The organism is Methanomassiliicoccales archaeon (assembly GCA_026394375.1).
Classification (GTDB): Archaea; Thermoplasmatota; Thermoplasmata; order Methanomassiliicoccales; family UBA472; genus JAJRAL01.
Map to the genome: position 1 here is coordinate 15,039 of JAPKYJ010000013.1, position 26,492 is coordinate 41,530.

The window sequence follows — 26,492 nt, forward strand, 5'->3', positions numbered from 1 at the left end:
CAGGGATTCAAATGGTGGGACCACAAGAGAACGAGGTCATTGAGCAATCATTGGAGAATGTGGACGCAGCGAAGGGCATGGCGGGCTTGCAGCGCAAGTACGACGTATTTTTCACCAACAACGGGATCGCGATGCTGGTGGTGGAAGGGGCGGCCAAGGTGGGAGTGAGTGCAGGCCCAGCAACGCATTTCATAAACAAGGCCATTTCCCAGAAGCGGGCGGAGAACACACGAGTTGGATACCAAGGGATGTCTCTGAAGGAGATGCTGGCAAAGAACGACAAGAGCGTCTACTTCCCGTACTCGGACGTGAAAAGCATCAGCTTAAAGAAGAGCTTGATGGGAGCCGCGCTCACATTCGAGGTCCCGGACAGCAAGTACAACTGCCGCTTCTCGAAAGAGCAGATGGGCTCGGCAGAGCGGGCGATCGCCGATCGCCTGGCCGCAAAGGTCGTGCAGTGATCTGAGGGCGCTTGGTAACTGAGGATCGAGGTGAGCTTCAGAGCAAGCCAGTGTCCTCCGGAAGAAGGTCTCAGACCCAGATGGGCGCGGGGTCGCTCATCGGGCTCAGCGTTATCTATTCCTCCAGGCAATCCGGGGGCGAGGTGAGCGGATGAAGAAGTCCCTAGGCGCACGCACCCTTCTATATCCAACGCCAGTGCTAGTGATCGGAACCTATGATAAGCAGGTAAAACCCAACGCCATGACCGCAGCCTGGGGCGGCATCTGTTGCTCCGACCCTCCTTGCGTTTCGATCTCGTTGCGCAAGGCCACTTACTCCTATGGCAATATCATGGAGCAGGGCGCGTTCTCTGTGAACGTTCCATCCGAGCAGTACGTTGCGGAGGTTGACTACTTCGGCACCGTCAGCGGTCGGGACGAGGATAAGTTCGCCGCCACCAGGCTCACCCCAGTGCGCTCGCAGCTCGTCAACGCCCCCTACATCGAGGAGTTCCCCCTGGTGCTGGAGTGCGAGATGCTGCACGCCAATGAGATAGGATTGCACACGCAATTCGTCGGCGAGATAAAGGACGTTAAGGTGCAGGAGGAGCTGGCAGAGAAGAAGGGCGATGGGCTGATCAAGATGATCCGTCCTCTCATATACGCTCCGGACGACCGCAGCTACTATGCGGTGGGAGCGCAGCTCGCAAAGGCGTTCCAGGAAGGCAACAGGTTTAAGAAATGAGACGAGAGAGCGCGTTCAGTGCTCGTGCTCTTCCTCGTTTGCTCCAACGGGTCGGCGGAACACGCAGACCTCGTCCTGGCAAGCTTCGTACTCAAGTTGCAGTGTGGTGTGCGAAATCCTGAACTTCTCCATCAGAAGGCGTTCGCAGTCCTTGACGATGCAAGAGCACGCGCTCACCGGCTGGTCGTTCACCTGAAGGTGCGCGCTCATGGCGTAGACGCCCGAACCCAACGTCCAAGCATGAATGTCATGCACGTCCACCACTCCGGGCACCATCTTCATCTCCTTCCTGAGCTCAGCCAGGTCCAGGTTTCCGGGCGTGAACTCCAATAGGATGTACGCGGACTGCATGACTATCCTCACAGACCCGTACAGGATGACCACGCCGATGACCAGGCTGATGGCCGGATCGGCGATCCTCAGCCCGAAGAAGTAGATGAGCAGCGCGCTGACGATGACGCCCACGGAAGAGAGCATGTCGCCCAGCACATGCAGGAACGCGCCCTTCACATTGAGGTTTTCCCTCGCCCCTCGACGGAGCAGGAGAGCTGCGGCCACGTTGGCCGCCAGACCGGCCACCGCCACCAGGAGCATTAGCTGGGACTCGATCTCCACCGGGTTCTGGATGCGCGCGATCGCCTCGTACATGATGATGATGGAGACGACCCCAAGCCCCACTCCGTTGATCAGGGCCACCAGGATCTCAGCTCGCAAATAACCGAACGTCTGCTTCTCGTTGGCCATGCGCATGGCCACAACCCCCGCCCAAAGGCTGAGGGCCAGAGCGAGGACGTCCGTGAACATGTGGCCGGAATCGGAGATGAGGGCCAGGCTTCCGCTCAGGAAGCCTCCGAAGAGCTCGACCACCGCGAACGTGAGGGTGATGGCGAGGGCGATGAGCAAGGGACGGGTGGAACGTCCGTTCCCCCTCAGTCCATCGTCGAGATGGCCATGCATCGGAAGAAATAACACATCGCCGAGCATAAGAGCTATTGTACTCTTGAGCCTCGTTCAACTTCCTGGCCGCTGACAAGAGCATTAAGTAATGGCAGAAAAATGCTCTTCATCAAATGAAGTTCAAGGTATGCTTCCTTCCCGATCACGTGGTGGCCGAGTTCGTTCGCGGCACCACCGTTCTCGACGCCGCCTCCAAGGCGGGAGTGGAGATCCAGTCCACCTGCGGCGGAAAGGGGGAGTGCCGCAAGTGCAAGGTGATCGTGGAAGGCGAGGCGGAGATGGCCGCCGACACCAAGCTGGACAAGGAGCTCATTGAAAAGGGCTATAGGCTCGCTTGTCAGACCTACGTCACCGGGGATATCACCGTTCATGTACCAGAGGAAGCCAGGGTGAAAGAGGGCCAGATACTGACCACTCATTCTTCCTTCCGGCCAAAGAAGCTCGAGCCCATGACCCGCGCGCTCGAGTTGCATCTGCCCCACCCGGGCCAAAAAGACAACCTTGGCGACCTGGAACGGCTGGCCAGAGCACTAGGCAAGGAAGCGGGTCAACTCCGACCGCCGGTCGATCTGCTGCGTCTTCTCCCCCGCAGGCTAAGAGATCTGGACTGGAAGGTGAACGCGCTGCTGGCGGCGGATGATTTGGGCGGGGAGCTGTTGGACATCCTACCCGAAGGAAGCTGCCATCTGGGCGCCGCCCTGGACATCGGCACGACCACTGTGGTACTTTCTCTGGTGGACCTGGAGAAAGGGGACATCATCTCCACTGCTTCGGACTACAACAAGCAGATGCGCCTGGGTGACGACGTGATCACGCGCATCTCCTACGCCGAGGAGGGAGGGTTGGAGGAGCTGCGGGAGCAGGTGCTGCAGACGATCAATCAGCTCGTGCTCTCCGCCAGAGCGAATGCGCCCAAGCTCGTGGCCGACTGCGACATCTCCGCTCTTTCGGTGGCAGGCAATACTACCATGATACATCTGTTCCTGGGCCTGGAACCGAAGCATATCCGATATGATCCCTACGTCCCGACGACCAACGTGCCTCCCCTGCTCAGAGGGAAGGACACGGGCCTGGTCATGCACCCAGAGGGTCTGGTGTACTGCATTCCGGGCAGAGCTAGCTTCGTAGGCGGGGATGTCACGGCGGACGTCATCGCCTCGGGAATGCATGGACGCTCGGAACTCGCCCTGCTCATCGACGTCGGCACCAACGGCGAGGTCGTGCTCGGCAACCAGGAGTTCTTGGTGGGTTGCTCTACCTCCGCCGGACCGGCGTTCGAAGGCGGCGAGGTGGCCTGCGGCATGCGAGCCATGAGCGGAGCCATCGAGAAGGTCTGCATAGATGAGGAGCTGGAGACGCAGCTGAGCGTCATCGGGGACGCACAGCCCTTAGGCGTGTGCGGCTCCGGTCTGATAGACCTCCTGGCGCAGATGTTCCGCTGCGGGCTGGTGGACCGCAAGGGACGCATCCAGGGTGGCAAGTGGCCCCGCGTCAGGCAGACCGAGATAGGCCCGGAATACGTGGTGGCCTTCGCCGAGCAGGGCAAGGCCAAGAAACGGGAGATTGTCATCCATGAGGACGACATCGCCAACCTCATCCGCACCAAGGCGGCGCTGTACGCAGGATGCAGCGTGCTGCTCAAGAGCGTGGACAAGGAGTTCTCGCAGCTCGACCGCGTGTACATAGCCGGCGGCTTCGGCAACTACATCGGGATCGAGAACGCCATCCTCATCGGACTGCTGCCAGATCTGCCCCGGGACAGATTCGAGTTCATCGGCAACGGAGCATTGGCGGGCGCGGTGCAGACGCTCCTCTCAGCGGAGAAGAGACTGGAGGCTAGGCAGGTCTATGATGACATGACCTACATCGAGCTGAGCAACTCCCAGCTCTTCTTCAACGAGTTCTCCTCCGCTTCCTTCTTGCCGCATACGGACCTGGAACGCTTTCCTTCCGTGGCGAGACAGCTAGGGAAGAAGTGATCGGTTGCGAGGTCCTAGGAGGGCTTCGCGGTCCACGTCAGGCAAAATGGCAAAGGCTTTATCAAATGCGAGCGGAATGTGCGGGAAGCATGTCCTGGAACTGCCTGCCGTTGTGCATCGGCTCATTGCCACATGACGATCCAGCGAAGGCGGTGGACCTGGTCCTCCGGCATCTCAAGCGCATTCCGTACTGGCCGCAGCTTCCTGCCTTGGGGTTCAGGGAGAACATGTACGCTCAGTATTCGATCAAGCTGCCCGGCGCCCGCATCGACGAGGAAGGCAAGCGCATCATCGTCGACCTCGCCAACTACGATCCTCATGAGTTCTACGAGGCGGTGATCTCGGAGGACCTGGAGCATTTCGCTCTTCCCCGGGAGAGCTTCCACGGACTGCATGAACTGCTATCTCGCCTTATGCCGGAGGAGGCCGTGGCAATCAAAGGCCAGGTGACCGGACCGGTGAGCCTGGGGCTGCAGGTCTTCGACTTCACGGGCAAATCGGTCATCTATGACGACGCCTACGGCGAGATCGTGCGCAAGAACCTCAACCTCATGTTGCGCTGGCAAGAGTCCAAGCTCCGGGAGAAATGCCCCCGGACCATCATGTTCCTGGATGAGCCGTCGCTTTCGCTGGTCGGCACGCCGTTCGCAGCCATATCCCCCTCTCAGGTCAAGGCCTGGATCGACGAGGTGTTCGAGGGGGCCAAAGGCTGCAAGGGACTGCATTGCTGCGGCAATACCGATTGGCCGACGGTCCTGGACACGAAGATCGACATCCTGTCTTTCGACGCCTACAGCTACGGTCACACCATCTCCCTCTATCCGGGAGAAGTGACTTCGTTCCTCGATCGCGGGGGCACCATCGCCTGGGGAATGGTGCCGAACAGCGAGGAGACGTTGAACGCAGAGACGATGGGCTCGTTGCTGGAGAGATTCGATTCATCCATCGAAAGACTGGTGGCCAAGGGCATCCCCCGGAGTAAGATCGTGGAGAACTCGCTCGTGACCCCTCAGTGCGGCCTAGGCGGGCTGAGCGAAGAGCTGAGCGAGACGACCGTACGGACGCTGGTCTCCCTTTCGGAGGAGTTCCGCAAGCGCAACGAGCTGGAGGAGGCATGAGCTTCCGCATCGCCGTGGCGGGGAAAGGAGGAGTGGGAAAATCCACCTTGGCCGCGCTGCTGGTGCGCGCACTCCATGACCGATCAAAGAAAATCATCATGGCCGTGGACGCCGATCCGAACTCCAACCTGGGAGAGAAGCTCGGGGTCAAGGTGGAGAAGACCATCGGCGACCTGCGAGAGGAGCTGCTGAAAAAAGCGGACGAACTTCCTGCTGGTCAAAGCAAGCAAGAGTATGTGCGTTATCAGATGCAGCTTGCCCTGATGGAAGGGGAGGGGTTCGATCTGCTCACCATGGGGCGGCCGGAAGGGCAGGGATGCTACTGCTACATCAACAACATCCTGCGCACCTTCCTGGACATGGCCATGGACGATTACGAGTACGTGGTCATAGACAACGAGGCGGGCATGGAGCACCTCTCCCGCCGAACGACCAAGAGCATGGACGTTCTGCTGCTCGTGTCCGATCCGACCAAGGTCGGATTGGAGACGGCGAGGAGGTTGCTGGATCTGTCGAAGGCCATGGAGATCAAGGTCGGCACCTCGCTTCTTATCGTGAATCGAGCAAAGAAGCCGTTGGACCCAGGGCTGGATGAGCTGATATGCTCTGCGGGATTCGACCGCGTGGAATTGGTGCCTCAGGACCCAGAAGTGGAACGAGCGGCTTCGATGGGCCAGTCCCTGATCGGCATCGCCCCGGAGAACGCGGTGCTCAAGCGAGTGGGCGAGATTGCGTGGCTGCTCGTTTGATATCAGGGCGCACGAAATAACTATTATCCAGCTCGGGGCTCTTCATTCGGGATCTGATTTGACAGAAGCGAAGTCGGATGCGTCCGTCAGTTTCCGCAAAGGGCTGATCGTCTTCGCAGCGGCTGCGCTCCTTTACGTCATCTTGTTGGCAGGGGAGCTCGTCTTTTCGGTCTTTCGGGTCTCTGGTGTGATCATCATCTTTTTCTTCGATATGTTGTTGTGGATAGTGGCAACGATATTTATCCTGGGCGCGGTGGCCGATGCCATGCGGGCGCGCGGTCAGAAGATAGAAGGTCAGAAAGCATCTTCGCCGTTGGCCGCTTGGTCGCTCCTTGCATTGGATCTCGTCAGCTTCGTTCTGGTCATGGTCTTCACCTTCACGCCCCGAAGTCTCACATAATCATCCAGACGTTGCCAGGCCTGAAGTATGATTGGGCTGCCGAAGTTGTCCTAGAGCGACTTCAGGAATCTCGGCAACCCGCTCGATTCCTTAGGCCCTACGATGATCTTGAGCCCGGTCACATCCTGCAGCTTGCCGCTCATGCGCGTGACCATGCCCGGAATGACCAGTTCTCCTCTCTTCGTCTTCTGCTTCGCGCCGGATGCTTCCAGCGCCTTGGCCATGCTCTCAGGGGTCAGCTTCCCCGCAGCGAAGGCGGTCATCACGCTCAGCCCTTCCGTGTCCACGACCAGCAGCCAGGCTGGCACCTTGCTCTTCTCGATGTCCGCCAGCACGGTGAAATATGTGAGCGAGAAATTGGTGGTGAAGAGGATGGGCGAGCTCTCGTTAGCATTGTTGACCGGATACACTCCCGGCTTCACCTGGATGGGCACCTGCGGATCGGTGTAGATGTTCTGTCGAAGCACGAACAGGGGTAAGGCCTGCGCCTCCGTCAGCTCATCGAAGAGCACGATGCTGCCATACTTCATGGTCGCCACCATGCCCATGAGCGTTCCATGCTGTCCTTCTCCCGCCTGGACCAGTATCGGGTAGCCGAGCCCGCGGAACAGCCGTTTCACGGACACCTTCCTGATGATGGACGACCTTTCCAGCAGCGTCTTCATGTCCCGGGCGCCGAAATCCAGCACCAGCTCCTCCACGCCGGTAGCCTTGACCTTGGCCACCAGGTCGGCGAGTTCGTTGAGACCTTTCTCTTCGCGTACCACCAGGGGGCACTTGAGCTCCTTGGCCACGGCGCTCATGGCCTCATAGTTCTTAATTTCCGCGCCGTGCAGTAGAGGCTTCCTGTCAGCGATCTTCGATGCTGCCGCCCTCATCGCTTCTGCGGAGGAAGTGATGAGAACCAGGGGTTCCTCGGTCCTCGAAGCCACCAACTCCGACGCCCGGACGAACTTCTCCCGGTCACTGGAATCATTGCGCACCGCCAGAGCGTCCAAGCACAGTACCTGGCCCACGCGCTCGAAGCTCATCTTCCTGGCCTTCTCGAGCTTCTGAGCGATCTCTTCCTGGGAGAGTGAATCGGAGATCACCAGGGCGAACGCCACCGGATGGAAGAACTTCTTCTCGTGGCGATAGAGTTCGGTCTCATCGCCCATCTCGATTGTCTTCTTGCCAGTCCCGAACTTGATCATGCGGATGGGCGGCGCGGCGCTGGCGGCGAACTGCGCCTTCGCCTCGTCCGAAAGGAATGGACAATCCTCCAACTTCGCTTTGGAGTTGGCGATCTGCATGGCGAACGCCAAGCACGTGGGGTAGTTGCATTTGCCACAGTTCTTCTTGGGCAGGAACTTGAAGACCTCGATGGCGGTGGGCATTCACTTCCCTCCGCTCAGCTCGTTGATCGAGTCCTTGAGGATGCGTGCCGCCGCCGGGCTTCGGACGATGAGGATGTCCGCTCCGGCAAGCAGAGCGGCCAGCCCGGTGGTCGCCTCCCATAGTACGGCTCTATCCCTCAGGCCGTCATGGCCCTCGATCTCCTCTATCGCCTCTTTGGATTTCCAGGCGACGGAGGTGTCGCAGACCAAGGGCACTTGCAGCATGCCATCGCCCATCAGAGCGGCGATGCGGATCCGTTCCATGACGGAATAGGTGTACTCCAGCCCCATGCCCAGCGATGCCATGAGCGGGTCGGTGATGATCTGGTCCTTGCGCACGCCGAAGTCGGTGAGCAAGATGTTGATCTGCTTGGCCAGATTGATATCTAGATTCGAAAACGAAATGATGTCGTGGTCGTTGGCCATGGCCACGGCGGAAAGGGATTTGTATGCCGATTCCTCGGCGTGTCCGAGCAGTATTCGCTCCTTGGCGGCCAAGTTCCCGACCGCTTCCATGACCTTGGCGTCCTTCTCCTCGTGACCGCAGCCGTAGACGATAAGGGGGACGTCCACGGCCTCGAGCACCGCTTTCACGATGTTCGCCGCTTCTTCGGGCGTACGATTCTCTTCCTCCGGACTGGTGGAGTGCAATTTCAGGCACACCAGATCGACGCCGCTGTTCTGCACCCACTTGCGCGCCCAGGCGGCCGGATCTTGAACTACGTCCCCGAGTTCATTCGCAACCTGGAGCGGCAGTTCGCCCGGCCGGTCGAGCACTTCGCCTGCGATGAGAGGCCGGTTGGGCATCTGCGCCTCGTAGGAGAGGAAGGGCATGCCCGCTTCGCCTCCGACTTGGAGAGGGAGTGAGCGCGTTCCGCCCTGCTCCTTGCTCTTGCCCAGGGCGACCGTGCCTATCCTTCCGCTCCATTTCTCCTTGGGGACCGGAACCTCGACCATGTTGACATCTCCAATCACTGCAGCAGCGGAGGCATGCTTAGCGCCGGATGGTGCACCTTCACCATCCACTCCACGAGCCCTTCGGCTTCGGTGGTGATCGTCTCATCGGCGATCTTGTCCACGAAGTCCGGCACGCCCAGCTCCTCCGCTCTCTTCTTCAAAGCGTCCATTATCTGCGTCTTCAGCTCCTTGGGCATCCAGGCGATGCGCAGGAACCCTCCGTCCGCGGGGATGAACTTCTTGCTCAGGATGTATTTGCGGCCCACGCCGATGAAACCTGGTGTCTGCTTGCCACCGCCTATGCTTCCGGCCAGGGTGGAGAACTTCATGCCCACCGGGGTCATGCCCGGGAACTCTCGGTTCACCAGGACGACCGCCTGGGCATCGGCGGTCATGGCCACGATGACCTCGAAGCAGCCGCAGCTGGTCATCGGGTCCTCCATCATGGTGTAGGCGTTGAATCGCTCCAGCTTGTGATGCGAAAGCTCGAAGACGGCCTGGTTGACGCCTTTCCATTGCCCCTTGACGGCATCGATCACCTCGCCCTTCTCAATGGGCTGATTGGGGCCGGTCGGCGAGATCTCTTTGGCTGCCTTGGCGTCGAGCCAGTTGATTGCTCCGCACAATCCAAGGCGTTCCGGGGTGATGATGCAGATATGGTCTGGGGCAAATGACTGGCATAAAGAGCAACTGAACGCTACGTCCACCGCCTCGTCCGTCAGCCCGGCCAGACGCTCGTCCCTGGTCTTGTGCTTGGAGAGTGCCTCGGGAAGAAGGGCATCGATCCTCGCTTGGTCGGTGATGATGGTCACCTGCACCCGGGAGATGATGTTACCGAACTCAGCCTTGAGCTTGGTGACAAGGATGTCGCCGAAATGCTGGAAGCGAAGGCCAGCGTGAACGGAGTTCTTGCTGAGACGGACCCAGATGGTGTTCCGCTGCCCGGTATGCCACGCCCCCTCGGCGAAGTTGATGAACTGATGGATGCGCCGCTCCAGGACGGACTCGAAGTCCTCCTGCATCTTCTTGCCGTAGACGTCGACGATGATCGCCAGGGGCGTCTTGCCGCCTTCCGGCATCTCATCCACATCCTTTCCGATGAGGGTGATCTTGCCGTCCTCCACCTGCTCCTCGGGCAGCATGCGCAGCAGCTCGAAGGCGGTGGTCTTGGCCGCTCCTCTCGCTTCTATGTAGGTGTCCGGCCTGCGTACGGTCTCGCCTTCGAACGCCGGGCCGTAGGCCACCGGTATCTGGACGGGAGCGAGCTTCACCCGGATGTTGCGCAGCTCGATGGCCGTCTGCACCATCTTGTCGTATTCGGGCTGGGACACGAGCTTGTCTGGGACAGCTTCCACGTCCTGATCGGTTATGATCGGGGAGCCGTTGAGAAGCACCGCAAACCCCACCGCGGCTTTGATGGCGTCTATCGGTCCCAGCTGCAGCACGAAGACCTTAGGCCTTTTTGCCAGGTACTTCTGCAGACGCTCGCGGTCCCCACGCTGCACGTTGCCGAAGGTCAGGGCCGCCCTTATGGCGAAATTCAGACCGTGTATGACTTGGGTGAACTCTCCCACGGGACAGAGCATGACGTCCAGTCCTACCTTGACGCCCTCATCCTGAAGCTGGCGGATGGTGTCGAAGGAGGCGACGATGAGCATGCCCTTGCTCTGGCAGTCGCGCACGATGCGCACCAGCTTCTTGGGGTCTTCCGCCGTCCCCACCAGAACGGCGCAGCCAGGGATGGTGTCGTCCACGAAGGCGATGCCCAATCCCCGCAAGACCTTGTCAGGGATGAATCCGCAATACGGCGTGCCCTCGTATGGACGCTCGTTGCGCGAGTACTTCAGCGCCTCGATGATCTCCGCGGCCACCATGGTCGCTTCCCCGGCCAAGAGCGCGTTCTCTATCGTAGGTTCGTGCTTGATGATGCCCCTGGCCTTGCTCAGAACTGAGGGCATATCGCCCAGGCGATGCACTTCCTTGCCTTCCCAAGCAAGGATGGCCGGGAGAGCGTACCCGGTCTCGGGGAACTCCACCTTCTGATCGTAGCCGAAGCGCTCGATCGCCCGAGAGAGCAGCAGGTTCGCGTAGCCGGTGGCGATGATCGCTCCATCGATGGCCATCTGGCAGAGTCGATCCTTCTCGAGCCTAGGTCCGGATTGTACCTCATAAGAGTTGGACCACTTCATTTTCCAGCGACGCCGCTCCATCTCGTTGAGCAGCTTCTTTCCTGCCTCGGTCGGATCGGGCTCGTAGATGAACTTCCCACCGAAGACGTCGCCAGCGGTGTTCGTCAGCACCTCCACCACTAGGGGCGACCCGCAAATGTAGTTGACCATGCCGACATGCACTCCCAGACCGAATGCCACGCACCACGTGCCTAAGGAGACGGCCCTCTCGTGATTCGCTTCCGGGACCGAAACCACGAAAGGAATGCTGTCCACGTCCACCCTCAGGTGATTGGCTATCTCCGTAGCCAGGTTCATGGCCCGGGTGTTGTCCATGCAAGAGCCCATGTGCCAGACCGGAGGCAGGGGAACGCCGTTCGCATTCTCCAGGTCGCGGATGAACTTCTTCAGCCCCGGTCCAGCATGCTTCTCCGTTGCCTCGCTAGATAGGAATCCGTTCTCAGCGAAAGCGCCTGCCGAGCAGCCGGTGGTCAGGACCAGAACATCATTTCTCAGTAGCTCTTTGGCGATGGTGATGTGGCTCGGATCCTGCTCCGTTCTCTGGTTGTTGCACCCGGACATGAGGGCGATGCCTCTGATCTGCCCTTTCTGCAGGGCATCGATGAGGCACATCATCGGGTCCTCGGGCACGATGCGCGCGAGGAGCGCCTCGATCTGCTCCAGGCTGAAACCGGTGATTACCTCTGACTTGACGTTTGGAATGTGAACCTTGGAAGGGTCGCGGCGCTTGTAGGCCTCGATGGCCATTCCGACGATGGCCTGGGCGGATTCCTCCGCATCCTCTTCGCGGAATTGGACGTGGGTGTCGTGGGGGATGTGCACGTTGATCATGGTGGTGACCACGTCGGTGTGCACGCACTGGCATATCTCCGCCAGGGAAGGCATGATGCACTGGTGGTCTGCGACCAGAAGATCGACCGCTCCCGTGGCCAGGGCCAGCTCCTGGGAAGCGAAGTTGGCGGCCATGCTCACCCCCTTCCTCATGAGCCTCTCATTGCCTGTGCAACCAATGCCGACGATGTTGATGCCCTTGGCCCCTGCCTCTCTGGCCTCTTCCTCCATCTTGAGGGCCACGTCCACCATCACCTCGCTCAGGACGGGATTGTGGTCGTGGATGGCGATGTTCACCTCGTCCGCCTTAGGAGTGCCCAGATCGGCGAAGGTGCGTACCAGATGCGGGGTGCCGAAGAGTATGTCCGAGAGATCAGTAGAGATCTGCATGCCGTCGTAGTCGGCGATGGCGCATGCCACTCCGGCGAAGATGAGCGAGACGGGATTGGCATCGCAGCCGAGCGAAGTGCGGTGCATGACGTCCGAGATGGCGTGGTCGATGTTGTTCGGCAATAGGCCATGCTCCTCCAGTAGCCTGCGACGGCGGGCAGTGATGGTGGAAGTGGTGAACTTGAGCGGCTCGGCGCCGAAACGTGCATAGTCGGAGATCGCTTCCTCGGTGACCAGGCGCGCCAGCTCATCCTTCCCCTTGCCTGATGGATCGATGCTCAATCGCTTGGCCAACCGTTCAAGCTTGGTCTGGTCATTGACCGAGTAAGAGGGAACGCTTCCCTGGATGACCTTGAGCAGAGTCTCGGCGATGTGCCTGCCATGGCCGGAGTGCACCGCCGCTCCCCCAGCGATATGGCGGACGAGGTTCCACGCGACGATGGTGTAGTCCCTGGCTCCGCAGATTCCCTGATTGGGCCTTCCCTGGAAGGCACTGATGCGGCACGGCCCCTGGAGGCAATTGTTGCAGCACACGCCCAGCTCGCCGAAGCCACATTGCGGCTGCATGGCCTCGTAGCGGTCCCGGACGGTGGCAATGTGTTGCTGGGAAGCGATTTCGATGCCCTGCTTGGCGCCGGGATCGCTCGTCTTTTCCTTATTGACCTTGCCGTTGGGTTCCATCTCTGCCTTCTCCAGAAACTAGAGCTGAACGAAGCAGGAAATCGAAGCGCTTACCTTTATAAAAAGCCCTTGCCTAGTCATCCCCTCACCTGGCGCGCCACGCCTAGGTGAGACAATTCATTTCTAATCCGAGGGCGCTCCTACGTGTGGATGAGGAAGGAGCCATGACAACGAATGATGTAAGTCCCAAATCCACGGCAACAGGTCCACGACCGGTCCATACCTACTCCATCGTGGCGATCGACAATGAGACGGGGGACATGGGTGTGGCGGTGCAATCGCATTGGTTCTCCGTGGGCAGCGTGGTCGCCTGGGGTGAAGCCGGGGTGGGGGTGGTGGCGACCCAGGCCTTCGTCAATCCGGCCTTTGGACCGAAGGGGCTCGATCTCATGCGAAGCGGGCTCAGTCCCGCGGAGGCGGTGGACATGCTCCTTCCCTCAGATGAAGGAAGGGAATCCAGACAGCTTGCTCTCCTGGACACCAAGGGGCGAGTGGCTGCCCACACGGGCAAGGCCTGCATCGCGGAGGCAGGGCACATTATCGGCAATGGCTATTCCGTGCAGGCGAACATGATGCTCCGGAGAACGGTCTGGCCTTCCATGGCCCGGGCGTTCGAGAAGGCGCGAGGTCCCTTGGCAGAGAGAACGTTAGGCGCCTTGGAAGCGGCTGAGAAGGCTGGAGGGGACATCAGAGGAAGACAGTCCGCCGCTCTGTTGGTGGTCCGAGGACGCTCGACCGGCAGGCCCTGGACAGACCGTCTCGTCGATCTTCGGGTAGATGATTCTCCTGAACCGCTGCTTGAGCTCAAACGCCTCCTCAAAATGCACCGCGCCTACGAATCGATGAACCAGGGGGACGAAGAGCTGGAGAAAGGGCACATGCGGGCGGCCATGCGCTGTTATTCCGCCGCCGAGGAGATGTTCCCTGAGAACCTGGAGATGCGCTTTTGGCATGGGGTGACACTGGCGAACTGCGGCCGACTGGAAGAGGCGGTCCCTATCCTGAGGCAGGTGTTCGAGGAGGACGATCACTGGCGAGTGCTTCTGAAGCGCTTGCCAAAGGCTGGAGTGCTGAAAGCAGATGCGAAGTCCCTGCTCGCCATGATCGATGCTAAGTGATCATTGGTCCAGAATGTCGCCTCTGGGAATCTGACGGTATGATCGCTCACATCTGTTGCTGAAGCACGGTCATTCGATGACCACTAAGACCTTCCCGCCTTCCACCGCCTCTGCCGGCTTCACCTTGATCTCCTTGATGGTGCCGTTCACTCCCGCCAATATCTCGTTCTCCATTTTCATCGCTTCCAATATGAGAACGAGGGTGTTGGGGTGCACTTTGTCCCCCACCTTCACCTTGATGCTGACCACCTTTCCAGGCATAGGGGCGGTGATAGCACCCGCTGCCTCTTTGTGTGCTGCTCCCTCCTCCTCTTCCTTGTAGCCTTCGGCCCTCTCCAGTTCGATGATCGGTTCGATGCGCACCTTCATCTTCCTCTGGCCCAAGGTGACCTCCGCGCCCTCATCTAGTTCACCGTCGAATTGGATGGGAAGGAACTCGCCGTTGACGTTCATTCCCCCCTCCTTGGGCATGCATTTGAACGACGAGTCGCCGATGACCACCTTGTAATCGCCGGCGTTCTTCTCCACCAGGACCTCGTGCTGCTTGTCGTTGAGGGTGATGCGGAGCTTCAGAGCGGCCACCCCCCACCTTGGATGGACTCTCTTCTGGCTGCTAGCTTCCACAGGTCCATCTCCTCGCCCCCGGTGTGCTTGGATTTGGTCTTTCTTTCAGCCAGCTGCACGAACAAAGCGGCCAGGGCCGCCAGGTCCCTGCCGTTCGCGCCCTGCTCTGCGAGCACTCGTTCCTTGAAGAAATCGATGGCCACCTGCGGGAAGAGAGCATAGGAGAGCACGTCCTCCTCGCTGCGCGCATACATCTTGATCTCCTTCTCCAGCCTGTCGAATTCGGGGGGCAAGAGATCCGCCGGACGAACGGTTATCGGTTTCTCATCGCCGATGATCTTCTTGCGAATCTCCGCTGAGATCGGCGCTGGCGTCTTGCCGTACATCCCCCGGACGAGGTTCCTCGTCTCGTTGGTCGTGCGTTTGTAGCGCTCCCCGGAGATGACGTTGAGCGTAGCCTGAGTGCCAACGATCTGGCTGGTGGGCGTGACCAAAGGCACATACCCCAGATCGGCGCGCACCTTGGGCACCTCTTCCAGCACTTCGTGGATCTTGTGCTCCTGCTTGGCCTCTTTCAGTTGCGTGGCAAGGTTGCTCATCATGCCGCCCGGGATCTGAAAGATGAGCACGTCGGTGTCGATGGCCGTGTGCACTGATTCGAAATCTCCGTACTTTTTGCGTACCGTCATGAAGTAGGCGGCGATCTCGGCTAGCTTCTTGAGGTCCAGACCAGTGTCGTATTCGGTCCCGTCCAGCATGGCCACCATGGTCTCGGTGGGGGGCTGGGACGTGCCCATGCTGAGCGATGAGATCGCCGTATCAACGATATCCGCCCCGGCCTCGATGGCCTTGAGATATGAGCTTTGAGCCATGCCCGAGGTCATGTGCGAGTGTACGTGGATGGGCAAGGACGTTTCCTCTTTCAGACCTTTGACCAGATCGTAGGCGTCGTGCGGAGAGATGAGCCCAGCCATGTCCTTGACGCAGATGGTGTTTGCGCCCATCTCTTCCAGCTTCTTGCCCATCTCCACGAATCCCCGGATGGAGTGCACCGGACTTATGGTGTAGGAGATGGAGGCTTCCACCACCGCTCCCACCTTCTTGGCCGCGCGCATGCCGGTCTCCATGTTGCGCGGGTCGTTCAGGGCGTCGAAGATGCGGAAGATGTCGATCCCTCGGGCGTGAGCCCTTTTCACGAACTTCTCTACGATGTCGTCGGAGTAATGGCGATAGCCCACGACGTTCTGTCCTCGCAGCAGCATCTGGAAGTGCGTGTTCGGCATGGCCTTTCGTAGCTTGGTGATCCTCTCCCAGGGGTCCTCGCGTAGAAAGCGCAGGCAGGTATCGAAGGTCGCCCCGCCCCACATCTCCACGCTCCAGTAGCCGATCTCGTCCATGAGCGGAGCGATAGGTAGCATGTCCTCGGTGCGCATGCGCGTGGCCAGGAGCGACTGATGCGCGTCGCGCAGTACCGTATCGGTGATCTTTACCATCCTTCGTACCTCACAGGGGCATGTTGCCGTGCTTCTTTGCCGGTCTGGTCTCCCTTTTCCTTTCTAGGGTGTGCAGGGCGTTAATCAGCTTCGCCCGCGTTTCCCTCGGTTCGATGACGTCGTCGATGTATCCCTTCTCCGCTGCGGTGTAGGGATTCGCCTGGGTGCGACGATACTCTTGGGCAAGCTCTTCACGCTTCGATTGGGGATCGTCCGCCAGTATGAGCTCCTTCTTGTACACGATGTCTATGGCCTGCTCCGGTGCCATTATGGCGATCTCCGCCGAAGGCCAGGCTAGGTTGATGTCCGCCCGGATGTGCTTGGAACCCATGACGCAATATGCCCCGCCGAACGCCTTTCGCAGCACCAGGGTGATCTTGGGCACCGTCGCCTCGCAGTAGGCGTACATGAGCTTGGCCGAGTTGCGGACCATGCCCAGCGTCTCCTGCTCCACGTTCGGCAGGTAGCCAGGTACGTCCACCAGCGTTACTATGGGAAGGTTGAAGGCGTCGCAGAAGCGGACGAATCGGGCCGCTTTGATGGATGCGTGCGAGTCGATGGTGCCCGCCAGGACCGAAGGGTGATTGGCCACGATGCCCACCGGCATGCCGTCCAGGCGAGCGAAGCCCACGATGATGTTCCTGGCGTAGTCCTCCTGGACCTCCAAGAACTCGCCTTCGTCCACCACCTTCTCGATCACTTCATGCATGTTCAATGGCTTGATGGGGTCCTCAGGGATGGCGTCGTTGAGGGCGTCCTCCGTCCGGTCGGGGGGATCCTTGGTCGGCACGCGGAGCCCTCCTTCCAGGTTGTTGGATGGTAAGTAGGATAGCAGCTTCTTGGCCTTGCGCAGGCACGCGGCCTCGTCCTCGGTGACGAAGTGCGCGCTTCCAGATTTCGAGGTGTGCACCTCCGCTCCTCCTAGCTCTTCGATGGAGATGTCGATGTTCTGCACCGCCTTGATGACGTCCGGCGCGACCACGAACATCTGGCTGGTGCCTTTGACCATGAATGTGAAGTCGCTCAGACCGGGGAAGAAGACCGCCGGGCCGGCGCATGGACCTAGCACCAGGGAAATGACCGGCACCACTCCCGAGGCAAGAGAGATGCGGAAGAATATCTCGGCGTAGCCGGCGAGCGAATCGATGCCTTCCTGCACCCTCGCTCCGCCCGAATCATACATACCGATGACCGGACAGCCGGTCTTGGCCGCCAGGTCGATGGCCTTGCAGATCTTGGAGGCGTGCATCTTGCCCACCGAGCCAGCGAACACGGTGAAGTCCTGCGCGAACACGTACACTTGCTTTCCGTCCACGGTCCCGTGGCCGATGACCACCCCATCGCCGAGGATCTTGTTCTTGTCCATCCCGAAGGCGTTGCTCTGGTGGGTGAGGAAGGCGTCCAGCTCCACGAAGCTGCCTGGGTCAAGGATGGCCTCGATGCGCTCTCTGGCCGTCATCTTGCCTTGCTTGTGCTGCTTCTCGATTCTCTCGCTACCCCCACCAGCCTTGGTCCTCCGCCTCAGCTCCCTGAGCTCGCGGATCTCCTTCCTCTCCCTGTTCGCCTCCTCACTCGGCATCACGCGCACGCTCCAGCCACTCGAAATGAATTCACCATTCTATAATAATGCTTTGTCATTGGAGGCTCGCCTCCTCGGTCTCGAGCAATCTCAGGGTGGTCTCGCTCACCCAGCTGAGCTTCACCAGCGGACCTTCATCGCTCCGCACCACCAATCCGCCGTCCTTCAGGACCCGTAAGGCCTTCCCTCGAACGACCTTTCCGCCAAGGTTCGCCTCCACCTTCCGGCCGAGCACGGAGGAGCGGCGCTTGTACTCGGCCTCGTCCACCTCGCCCTTCTTGAGCCGAGAATAGAAGCGGTCTAGGTGCTGTAGGATGCTGGCTAGCAGCTGCTCCTGGTCTACCTCGTGGCACGAGGCCGCTCTCAGGGAGACTGCCCTCTCCACCTGATCCGTTGCCGGCTCGGCATTCACATTGATGCCGATGCCCAGCACCACGAAGTCCATCCGGTTCAGCTTGCTCACCCCCTCCACGAGGATGCCGCCCAGCTTCCTTCCCTCCAGCTCCAGGTCGTTGGGCCATTTGACCTGAACCCGGAGGCCGGTGACCTCCTCGATGGCCTGGGCCACCGGCACGCACGAATACACAGTCATGCGCAGCAGCTCCTTGGTGGTGAGCTGCGGTCTGAGGAGTAACGACAGATACAGACCCCCTGGGGGCGAGGACCACGTTCTGCCCAACCTTCCCTTGCCAGCGCTCTGACTTTCGGCCACGATCACCAATCCCTCAGCTGCCCCCGCTTTTCCTCTGGCCTTGGCCTCGTCGTTGGTGGACGCGACCTCTCCCTGGTGGACGATGCGGTGCACGATTGTCATCCTCATCCCGTCTAGAATTCTATGGGCTGGAAACTCACCAGCTGGAACTTCCCTTTGAGCCGGGAGATGTACTCCTCGGTCTTCGCTTTCAGAGTGCCTAGGTCCCCTGCGTAGCCGCTCGCGTCCGCCACGATGCTCAAGGACATGCGGTCGTAGTAGACCAGCACCTTGGTCGACACGGAAAGCAGGTTGATACCTTGATCGGCCATGGCCCTGGCGATCTCGAATATCGCTCCTGGCTTGTCAGGGATGATGAAGTCCATGGCCGCCAGCTTGGCCTTCAGGTCCATCGGGGTCACGGAGAGCACCCAAGAATCCTGGTCTGCGACCATGACCAGCGGGTCGCCGTCCTTCACTCCCTCCAGCGCGCGCATGTACTCCTCCGGAATGGTGAACTCACCGTTCTGAATCATGCTCGGGGTCTTCTGCAATCGCTTGATGACACGCACCTTGACGGTAGAGCCAGGAGCTACCACCCCTTTGACATAGCGGTCACTGATGTTCGCCGCTTCTACTACCATGGCGTCCGCCTTGTCCAAGGTGGCGGAGCGCTGCTTCTTGAGATTGTCGAACTCCTCCCTGAGGACGGTCGAGTCGCCATAGTAGGAGAGATCGACCATCATCTTCCACACCATGCATACGTTGGAGATCATGCTCAAGGAGACCGAGTTCAGGATGTCGATGTTCCTCTCTCCCAGGAACTTCGCCACCTGAGCGCAGGCTCCGGGAACATCCAGCATGTGGAAGGTGACGGTGCATATCTCGCGATAGTTCTCAGGGCCGATGGTGGAGAGGACGATCTCGTAGCTCGTCTTTCCATCGTGCTCGTACTTGAACATAGTGCTGAAGACCTGGCTTCCGTCCACCAGACCCAGGGGAGCGCCGATGCGCTCGCCAATCCTCACCTTCGAGCCATGCAGCCGACCGAAATCGTGTATGCGCATTATCCGACCGGGCGCTGAATCCGTTCTGCCTTGATAAACGTTGTCATGCTCTCTTTCCTTGCATCTGGATGCGCTCGAGTCTGAGGGTTCGAGCACGCGACGTTGGTCGGAGCAAGATACATATAGGGGCCGCTCATTAGGTGGCGACAAACTAGGTAGATATCTACTTAGAAACCAAGTGATCGGATGACAGCGAAAGCGAAGGGACATCAACCCAAGGCGGGACGCGTGAGCCCACTCCAGTCCATCATGCTCATACTCCTGCGGCACAAGCCGATGTACGGCTATGAACTGCTCAAGGTGCTCAGAGAGGAGTTCGAGGACATCTGGGTTCCGCAGACCGGCACGGTCTATCCCGCCTTGAAGCGGCTGGAGGAGCGCGGCCTGGTGCTCACCAAGAAGAGGGACGGAACGGAGTACTACCAACTCACCAAGGAAGGCGTGGAAACGATGGAGGACATCGTCGGGCATGTCCCCGGAGACATCCACTTCATGATCCGCTACTTTGGGATCCTGGACCGGGCGGCCAAGGAGATCCGTGGAACGAGCCCATTATCCAAGATGTCCCCCTCTGGCTTTGAGGAGAAGGGGTTCTCAGCCATGTTCGAGGTGGACCGGATGTCCCCTGAGGAGAAGCTGAGCTTCCTGCGCAAGGTGAGGGAGCGGCATCTCAACAAACTGGCATCCATGCAAGGCGAGCTAGAGGAATTGGAGAGGAAACTGGAAGGCAAGAAAGGAGCGCAGAAGGAATGAGTGCGATAATCGAAGTGAAAGAGCTGTCCAAACGGTTCAGTCCGGAGGTTCTGGCCGTCGATAATATCTCCTTCTCGGTCGAGGAGGGCGAGATATTCGGCTTCCTCGGTCCGAACGGGGCGGGAAAGACGACGACCATCTCCATTCTCACCACGCTGCTTAAGCCGACAGGCGGGGTGGCGATGGTCGCGGGCTACGACGTTATGAAGAACGCTACCAAGGTCCGCAGCATCATCGGGCTGGTACCTCAGGACCTGACGGTGGACGACGATCTGACTGGCCGGGAGAACATGACGCTTCAGGCCGATCTTTATAACGTCCCCCGGCAGGACGCCAAGGAGAGGATCGATAACCTGCTGGGATTGGTGAAGCTGGAAGATGCGGCGGACCGTATGGTCAAAACATACTCCGGCGGAATGAGGAAGAGATTGGAGCTGGCCGAAGGTCTGATCCACCGACCGAAGGTCCTGTTCCTGGACGAGCCGACACTAGGGTTGGACGTCCAGACCAGGACGACGATGTGGGAGCACATCCGCGAACTGAAGCAAAAGCATAACATGACGGTTTTCATGACCACGCACTATCTGGATGAGGCGGACTCGTTGTGCGACCGCATCGGGATCATCGACCACGGTCGGATCATGGCCCTTGACACCCCCGAGACCTTGAAGAGGTCGCTCGGCGGGGACGTCATCGAGATGACGATCGATGACGAGAAGGATTTCACTCCAGCGCTCAAGGCGATGGAAGGCGTGCTCGAGGCGAAGAAGGAGGGCAGCGAGTACCGCGTGAAGGTGCTCAAAGGAGAGCGGGAGATGCCTCAGGTTCTCAAAGCCATCAGCGACGGCGGCGGTACGGTTACGAGCGTCAGCCTGCATCGTCCCAACCTGGACCAGGTCTTCCTGGAGTACACTGGCCGTTCGCTTAGGGACGCGGAGCAGGCTGGATCCATGAACAAGACCCAGGCCAGGATGCAAGCGATTCAGAACCAGAGGAGGCGTTAGGGTGCTCCATGAGACTTATGCGCTCACCATCAGGGAGCTGAAGCACTGGTATCGGGTGAGGGTGCAGATCCTAATGACCCTCATACAGCCAGTGGTTTGGCTCGGCCTGTTCGGTCAGGCCTTCCAATTGCCCATTCCGCCCAGCGCACTAGGAGGAGCGCCCAACTACTTCTCCTACATGGCTATCGGTATGCTTGCCGTCACCACGCTGTTCACCTGCATGTTCGGCGGCTTCTCTCTGGTCTGGGACCGCAGGTTCGGTTTCTTGACAAAGCTCAAGGTGGCCCCGATACCGAGAGGAGCGGTCCCACTGTCGAGGATCACAGCAACCATGGTGCGCGCGATGGTCCAGGCCATCATCGTGTTCCTCATAGCATTGGCCTTCACGCTGATCCCCGGTCTAGTTGGATTGAGCCTCAGCCCGCAGTTCAATGTAGTCGACCTGCTGGGATTGTTCTTCGTGCTGGCCTTGCTGGCCTTGGCCTTCGCGGCAGTGTTCATATCCATCGCGCTAACGATCGAGAACCAGGAGACGCTGATGGCGGTCGTCAACCTGCTCAACCTGCCGATAATGTTCGCCTCGGCGGCGCTGTTCCCGATGACCTTCATGCCTCAATGGCTGCAGACTGTCGCGAACTGCAACCCGCTCACATGGGCGGTCGATGCGGCGAGGACGTTCGTCTTCCACAGCGCGAGCCCGATCAACCCACTGTGGCTGGACATCACCGCGCTCGCCGTCTTCTGCTCCATCTTGGTGGCGGTGAGCTTCTATGTCGCGAAGAAGCAGCTGAGCGCGAAGTGAAACCCTTTTCCGTATCTATGGGCGGTTCACCGCCCCTTTCTTTCAATTATCCCAGCTTGACGATCAAGGCTTGATTGCATCTTACTAGCATCTACGTGCGTGCGTCCTCATCCAGCCAGACTCTCAAGTTCTGTACCGCCAGGACGAAATCCTCCGCTCCCGGCGCATCGAATACGGGCGCTCCCTCCAGGTCTGCTTCCACCAAGGCCTTGGAATATGGAAGCGTGCTCACAGGTTCCAGACCGAAGTTGTTCCGCAACCCCGCCTTCATCATCCGTCCTTCCTCCTCAGAGGAGATCTTGTTCATGACCACCGCCACCCTTCCGATGCCCAATTCGGCGGCCATCTGCCCTATCTTCCTCGCTATCTCCATGGACCTCTGCCCAGGTTCGATGACCACAAGCATGATATCAACCGAGCGTGCGGTGGACCTCCCCAAATGCTCCAGACCCTCTTCCATGTCCATGATCACAATCTCGTCCTCCTCCAGCAGAAGGTGGTCCATGACCCTCTTCAGCAAGGTGGACTCGGGAGAGAAGCAGCCCTCGCCCGCGGTGTTGATCGCGCCCAGCAGCAAGACCTCTACCTTGTCCGGGCCTTCCACCGAATAGTTCTCCATCAGGTCATTCACCCTTGGATTGAGCTTGAACATGCCGCCATGGCCTTGTCCGGGACGGGCGCCGGGCTTCTCCTCGATGAGATCGTACATCGAGGCCAGGGGCTTGGCCTTCTCCCTCTCTTTCGGGGGGATGCCGACGGCGGCCATCAGCGAGGCCGAGGGGTCCGCGTCCACGGCGAGCACTTTCCGACCCTCTCGCGCATACAGCCTGGAGAGCACCGCCGCCACGGTGGTCTTGCCCACCCCTCTCTTGCCCGATATGGCGATCTTGAGGGGCATTCAATCCCTCATGAAGACGATGCCGTGGCTGAGCAGGTTTGCTTCTTTGAACCTCACGCCCTGCAGCACCATCCTCTCGCCGATAAGGCTGACGCACACCGCGTCCTTGCCATCCATGGCGATGCGCGCGACATCGTCCATGACCTTGCGGGCCTCGCCCTCCTCCTCCAAGAACACCGCTGACTCGCACATGTTCGCAAACAAAGCGGGCTGTCGTATTTAATCGTTGTTCGGCTTGTTCCGCCTCCCCACGACCTTCATGCCAGGGGGGTGACGTTCGCTCCAGGCTCGAGCTGCGAAGGCTTGACGCCCTCGCCGTAGAAGATGTACCGGGTCGGCACTCGCCGGTAGAGCCCGGTCCAGTAGCGACAGGAGCGACATTTGTAGCCCACCGTCACAGAACCACCGAAGATGGTCTCGTTCTGGATGCGCTTGGTCTTGGAGCCGCACACCGGGCACCTTCCATGGCGGGACTTCTCTTCCGCCTCCCGGGTCTCGATCTGCACCTTGGCCAGTTTCTTGACCAGCGTCACCTTGCGGATGCGTACCTCCGAGGCGGTGTAATCGAGGTCCACCCGCTTCAGGCTGGCATTGACCAGCTCCGTGAAGCGGTTCTGAGAGAAGACCGTGCTCTGTTCCCGAAGGGCCTCCTTGATCGCCTCGGCCAAAACGTCCGCCTTGGGGATCTTGTAGGGCATCGTTCAGCTAAACACCTTGAAAATAGAATATACTTTCTTGTCCGGCTCGATGCCTCTTTCCTATGCGTAGGGCAAAGAAACGGAGGATGTCGTGAAGCCTGGCCCGTGCGACACATTGGCGATCCTCGTCAATCAGTATTCTATTCGTTCATAGAAGGCCCCGATAGGTCTCGTCGTCTTGCTTGCCATAATAAGGCCGAGCCGGTGCCAAGCGATGGCAGGGCACGCACAATGCACATATATGCCCCCCTCCCATGGTTCGGCTGGTGTCGAGAATGAAGCGCTGCAGGGTCATCATCATGGGGGCGGCCGGTCGGGATTTCCACAACTTCAACACCTTCTTCCGGAACAACGAGCGCTACGAGGTGGTGGCGTTCACCGCCGCTCAGATCCCTAACATCGATGAAAGGAGGTACCCTCCAGAGCTGGCGGGCAAGCTCTACCCCGATGGCATACCGATACACTCGGAGAGCGAGCTCACGGCGCTGATGAAGCAGTTCGGCGTGGAGCAAGTGGTGTTCGCCTACAGCGACATCTCTCATCTGGACGTCATGCACTATGCTTCGATCGTGCTCGCCAACGGAGCGGATTTCCGCCTCATGGGCAATTCGAGCATCGTCCTCAAGTCCAAGGTGCCGGTCATCGCCGTCTGTGCGGTGCGCACTGGCTCGGGGAAAAGCCAAACGACACGCAAGATCTGCCGGGTGCTGAAGTCGAAGGGGTTAAGGGTCGTGGCGGTACGGCATCCCATGCCCTACGGCGACCTGGTCAAGCAGACGGTGCAGCGCTTCGCCAACTACGAGGACATGGACCGGTACGAGTGCACCATCGAAGAAAGGGAGGAGTACGAACCTCTCATCGACAACGGCATCGTGGTCTACGCAGGCGTCGATTACGAAAAGATACTGCGGGAGGCGGAGAAGGAGGCGGACGTGATCGTCTGGGACGGAGGCAACAACGACACCTCGTTCTACGCTGCCGACCTCTACATAGTGGTGGCGGACCCTCACAGACCAGGGCACGAGATGATGTACCATCCCGGGGAGACCAACGTCCGAAGGGCGGACGTGGTCATCGTCAACAAGGTGCAGACCGCCGACCGGCATGATATCCTCACGGTGAAGGACAACATCGCCAAGCTGAACCCGGGGGCGCTCATCATCGAGGCCGCATCACCTATAGTTGTCGATGACCCGGCGCTGATCAAAGGGAAGAGAGTGCTGGTGGTGGAGGACGGTCCCACCGTGACTCATGGAGGGATGACCTACGGGGCCGGGACCATAGCCGCTGAGGATTACGGCGCAGCGGAGATCATCGATCCCAAGCCCCATGCGGTAGGCAGCATCGCGGAAATATATGCCAAGTACAAGCACCTGGGCGCCATACTACCGGCTATGGGTTATGGCAAGGAGCAGGTTCGGGAGCTAGAGGAGACCATCAACCGCTCCGGCTGCGATGTCGTGGTCTCCGGCACACCGGTGGACCTGCGCCGGGTGGTCAAGGTCAACATGCCGATCGTGCGCGTGCGCTACGAACTGGACGAGATCGGGCATCCCACTTTAGACGAGTTGATTGAAGCGAGATTGGGCAAGAAGCTGAAGAAGTGAGCTGGGCTGTCTCAACTGAAAAGGATGATATACGCCGCGGGCATCTTCTTGCCCAGGCGGGGGTAGCCAAGCCTGGCCAACGGCGCAGGACTTAAGATTCTGTCCCGAAGGGGTCCGAGGGTTCAAATCCCTCCCCCCGCACCACTAAGCATAGCCAGGTTCCCAACATTTTTTGTCAATCAGAGGATTTTTGACATCTGGCATCGAGCCAGTCAGGATCTCTGATTAGAATCGTAAGATATGGCTGTCTTTCTGGGATATTAAAAGGATTAATAGAGTACTCGCTTAATTCACTTATGGATGGTGGCGTTATATGGAATCTGGGACGCAAAAAAGCATTATGCTTTGGAGGTTAATGAGTTCTGGCGATGCAAGAAACCACTGTATTGCGATGTTCATTGCTTGCTTTGCAGTTCTAGGCCTGGGCTTTGTAATCGCCCAATTTTTCAACCGTGAACTCGACTCGATTTTCTACTTCACGGGCGGAATCTTTCTAGGAGTCTCTGAGGTCCTGTATTGGGTATACAAGGGATTGAAATCATGATGCATGTCTATCCAGATTCCGGTCCCTATGCCTGGTACAAGAGCACTCTGCTCAACATCGTGAGCCTTCAGCTGGAGATGATCGACCGACAACTAGGGTCGTAGAAGAAAAAGAAGAAAATGGAAGGGATTCATGTCAATCCCCCTCAGTCTGACAATCGTTAATGGCAAACCGGCTACCCATGGTGCGAGGGCTTCCCCCGCACCATTTTCCTAGTTGTAGTATATTGGATAGAAGAATGGGCAGAGGAAAATGGCACCGGCAGGAAGGAGCGGAAGACCCCTCTTCCCTGCGAGTAAGGACGCCAGGATCGAGGGAGTATTGGCCTTGCGCTCCGCGTCCTCATTCTGTCGTCTTGCCGTCAAAATGCTCTTCCTTGGCGGTCGCATCGGCCTTGGTGCGCCTCACAGTTCCGTCCTGATGCTCAGGCGGCGAATAGATCGTGTAGAGCCTAAGGTCGTTCTTCTTCGAGGTATTGATGATATTATGCCTTGCTCCCGCTGGCACAACGACCGCGTATCCGTCCTTGACGACGTTCTCGACCCCGTCTATGACGACCATTCCCTTGCCCTCCTCGAACCGGAAGAACTGGTCGACGTCATCGTGGGTCTCCTCACCGATGTCCTCGCCCGGACTCAGGCTCATGAGAACAAGCTGGCTGTATTTGCCAGTGTATAGTACGTGGCGGAAATCCTTATTCTTCTTTGTATCTTTCTCGATCTTGCCGACAAATCCTTTCTTGGTCTTGGCCGTCGTGTTCAACACCTCCGTTCGAATGCTAGCGCATCATGATAGGCCGAAATGCCTTATATATTCGCAGTCAGGTGCCCTCATCGGCGTTTCTGGGTTTCATTTGGTTTGG

General features: G+C 59.2%; 24 protein-coding genes and 1 tRNA gene. 12 read left to right on the plus strand and 13 right to left on the minus strand.

Annotated elements, in window-relative coordinates; translation table 11 throughout:
• Window positions 1-11 precede the first annotated feature (11 nt).
• Both NT137_01985 and NT137_01990 read left to right on the plus strand, forming a co-directional pair.
• Entirely contained in the window at window positions 12-461 is a 450-nt protein-coding gene (locus NT137_01985; protein ID MCX6652108.1) for a PH domain-containing protein, read from the plus strand.
• Window positions 462-612: 151 nt separating this feature from the next.
• Window positions 613-1,185 (plus strand): flavin reductase family protein, encoded by a 573-nt coding sequence (locus tag NT137_01990; GenBank protein ID MCX6652109.1) that lies wholly within the window; start codon window positions 613-615, stop codon window positions 1,183-1,185.
• A 15-nt stretch (window positions 1,186-1,200) separates the two neighbouring features.
• Here NT137_01990 and NT137_01995 read toward each other — a convergent pair whose 3' ends face one another.
• Window positions 1,201-2,142 carry a cation diffusion facilitator family transporter gene (locus NT137_01995; protein ID MCX6652110.1) on the minus strand — a complete coding sequence of 314 codons (942 nt, stop codon included), beginning with the start codon at window positions 2,140-2,142 and terminating at the stop codon, window positions 1,201-1,203.
• Between the two features lie 113 nt (window positions 2,143-2,255).
• Here NT137_01995 and NT137_02000 point away from each other — a divergent pair, with 113 nt between their 5' ends.
• The 4 genes from NT137_02000 (at window position 2,256) to NT137_02015 (ending at window position 6,388) form a co-directional block, all read left to right on the plus strand.
• A complete protein-coding gene (locus NT137_02000) occupies window positions 2,256-4,121 on the plus strand; it encodes an ASKHA domain-containing protein (GenBank protein ID MCX6652111.1) in 1,866 nt (621 codons plus the stop codon).
• A gap of 89 nt (window positions 4,122-4,210) precedes the next feature.
• Window positions 4,211-5,239: a hypothetical protein gene (locus NT137_02005; protein MCX6652112.1), complete on the plus strand. Its 1,029-nt coding sequence runs from the start codon at window positions 4,211-4,213 to the stop codon at window positions 5,237-5,239.
• On the plus strand, window positions 5,236-5,988 hold the full coding sequence (locus tag NT137_02010; GenBank protein MCX6652113.1) for an AAA family ATPase: 753 nt from the start codon (window positions 5,236-5,238) through the stop codon (window positions 5,986-5,988). The genes NT137_02005 and NT137_02010 overlap by 4 nt, the downstream gene beginning before the upstream one ends.
• A 58-nt stretch (window positions 5,989-6,046) precedes the next feature.
• The gene (locus NT137_02015) at window positions 6,047-6,388 is read left to right on the plus strand and encodes a hypothetical protein (GenBank protein MCX6652114.1); all 342 of its coding nucleotides are present in this window, start codon (window positions 6,047-6,049) and stop codon (window positions 6,386-6,388) included.
• Window positions 6,389-6,438: 50 nt separating this feature from the next.
• Here the strand turns inward: NT137_02015 and acsC are convergent, their stop codons facing one another.
• From acsC to acsB, 3 genes are read right to left on the minus strand one after another with little or no spacing between them, the layout of a single operon-like run.
• Window positions 6,439-7,764, minus strand: coding sequence for an acetyl-CoA decarbonylase/synthase complex subunit gamma (acsC, locus tag NT137_02020; protein MCX6652115.1), 1,326 nt, complete (start codon window positions 7,762-7,764; stop codon window positions 6,439-6,441).
• On the minus strand, window positions 7,765-8,721 hold the full coding sequence (locus NT137_02025) for an acetyl-CoA decarbonylase/synthase complex subunit delta (protein MCX6652116.1): 957 nt from the start codon (window positions 8,719-8,721) through the stop codon (window positions 7,765-7,767). It lies immediately after the preceding gene.
• A gap of 14 nt (window positions 8,722-8,735) precedes the next feature.
• Window positions 8,736-12,812, minus strand: a complete 4,077-nt coding sequence (gene acsB, locus NT137_02030) for an acetyl-CoA decarbonylase/synthase complex subunit alpha/beta (GenBank protein ID MCX6652117.1) — start codon at window positions 12,810-12,812, stop codon at window positions 8,736-8,738.
• A 164-nt stretch (window positions 12,813-12,976) separates the two neighbouring features.
• Here acsB and NT137_02035 point away from each other — a divergent pair, with 164 nt between their 5' ends.
• Window positions 12,977-13,930: a DUF1028 domain-containing protein gene (locus tag NT137_02035; GenBank protein ID MCX6652118.1), complete on the plus strand. Its 954-nt coding sequence runs from the start codon at window positions 12,977-12,979 to the stop codon at window positions 13,928-13,930.
• A gap of 69 nt (window positions 13,931-13,999) precedes the next feature.
• Here the strand turns inward: NT137_02035 and NT137_02040 are convergent, their stop codons facing one another.
• Genes NT137_02040 through NT137_02060 form a run of 5 tightly spaced genes read right to left on the minus strand, consistent with a single transcriptional unit; the run spans window position 14,000 to window position 19,324 of the window.
• Window positions 14,000-14,512, minus strand: coding sequence for a hypothetical protein (locus tag NT137_02040; GenBank protein MCX6652119.1), 513 nt, complete (start codon window positions 14,510-14,512; stop codon window positions 14,000-14,002).
• A complete protein-coding gene (locus tag NT137_02045; GenBank protein ID MCX6652120.1) occupies window positions 14,500-15,987 on the minus strand; it encodes a pyruvate/oxaloacetate carboxyltransferase in 1,488 nt (495 codons plus the stop codon). The genes NT137_02040 and NT137_02045 overlap by 13 nt, the downstream gene beginning before the upstream one ends.
• A gap of 10 nt (window positions 15,988-15,997) precedes the next feature.
• Window positions 15,998-17,566, minus strand: coding sequence for an acyl-CoA carboxylase subunit beta (locus NT137_02050; protein MCX6652121.1), 1,569 nt, complete (start codon window positions 17,564-17,566; stop codon window positions 15,998-16,000).
• Window positions 17,567-17,621: 55 nt separating this feature from the next.
• Window positions 17,622-18,380 (minus strand): biotin--[acetyl-CoA-carboxylase] ligase, encoded by a 759-nt coding sequence (locus NT137_02055; protein ID MCX6652122.1) that lies wholly within the window; start codon window positions 18,378-18,380, stop codon window positions 17,622-17,624.
• Between the two features lie 11 nt (window positions 18,381-18,391).
• On the minus strand, window positions 18,392-19,324 hold the full coding sequence (locus NT137_02060; protein MCX6652123.1) for an ACT domain-containing protein: 933 nt from the start codon (window positions 19,322-19,324) through the stop codon (window positions 18,392-18,394).
• A gap of 186 nt (window positions 19,325-19,510) precedes the next feature.
• Between NT137_02060 and NT137_02065 the strand changes: the two genes are divergently transcribed.
• Genes NT137_02065 through NT137_02075 form a run of 3 tightly spaced genes read left to right on the plus strand, consistent with a single transcriptional unit; the run spans window position 19,511 to window position 21,883 of the window.
• A complete protein-coding gene (locus NT137_02065) occupies window positions 19,511-20,077 on the plus strand; it encodes a PadR family transcriptional regulator (protein ID MCX6652124.1) in 567 nt (188 codons plus the stop codon).
• Entirely contained in the window at window positions 20,074-21,081 is a 1,008-nt protein-coding gene (locus NT137_02070) for an ATP-binding cassette domain-containing protein (protein MCX6652125.1), read from the plus strand. The genes NT137_02065 and NT137_02070 overlap by 4 nt, the downstream gene beginning before the upstream one ends.
• A 1-nt stretch (window position 21,082) precedes the next feature.
• Entirely contained in the window at window positions 21,083-21,883 is an 801-nt protein-coding gene (locus NT137_02075; GenBank protein MCX6652126.1) for an ABC transporter permease, read from the plus strand.
• A gap of 91 nt (window positions 21,884-21,974) precedes the next feature.
• Here the strand turns inward: NT137_02075 and NT137_02080 are convergent, their stop codons facing one another.
• From NT137_02080 to NT137_02090, 3 genes are all read right to left on the minus strand, one after another.
• Complete coding sequence (locus NT137_02080) at window positions 21,975-22,781, minus strand: AAA family ATPase (GenBank protein ID MCX6652127.1); 807 nt, start codon at window positions 22,779-22,781, stop codon at window positions 21,975-21,977.
• Window positions 22,782-22,973 (minus strand): CooT family nickel-binding protein, encoded by a 192-nt coding sequence (locus NT137_02085; GenBank protein MCX6652128.1) that lies wholly within the window; start codon window positions 22,971-22,973, stop codon window positions 22,782-22,784. It abuts the gene before it with no gap.
• 65 nt (window positions 22,974-23,038) lie between these two features.
• The gene (locus tag NT137_02090; protein ID MCX6652129.1) at window positions 23,039-23,479 is read right to left on the minus strand and encodes a hypothetical protein; all 441 of its coding nucleotides are present in this window, start codon (window positions 23,477-23,479) and stop codon (window positions 23,039-23,041) included.
• A gap of 275 nt (window positions 23,480-23,754) precedes the next feature.
• On the opposite strand from NT137_02090, the gene NT137_02095 reads away from it, so the two are divergent.
• Both NT137_02095 and NT137_02100 read left to right on the plus strand, forming a co-directional pair.
• Window positions 23,755-25,086, plus strand: coding sequence for a cyclic 2,3-diphosphoglycerate synthase (locus NT137_02095; GenBank protein ID MCX6652130.1), 1,332 nt, complete (start codon window positions 23,755-23,757; stop codon window positions 25,084-25,086).
• A gap of 56 nt (window positions 25,087-25,142) precedes the next feature.
• A tRNA-Leu gene (locus NT137_02100) sits at window positions 25,143-25,230 on the plus strand.
• Window positions 25,231-25,972: 742 nt separating this feature from the next.
• On the opposite strand, the gene NT137_02105 is transcribed toward NT137_02100, so the two are convergent.
• Window positions 25,973-26,392: a cupin domain-containing protein gene (locus NT137_02105; protein MCX6652131.1), complete on the minus strand. Its 420-nt coding sequence runs from the start codon at window positions 26,390-26,392 to the stop codon at window positions 25,973-25,975.
• Between the last annotated feature and the right edge of the window lie 100 nt (window positions 26,393-26,492).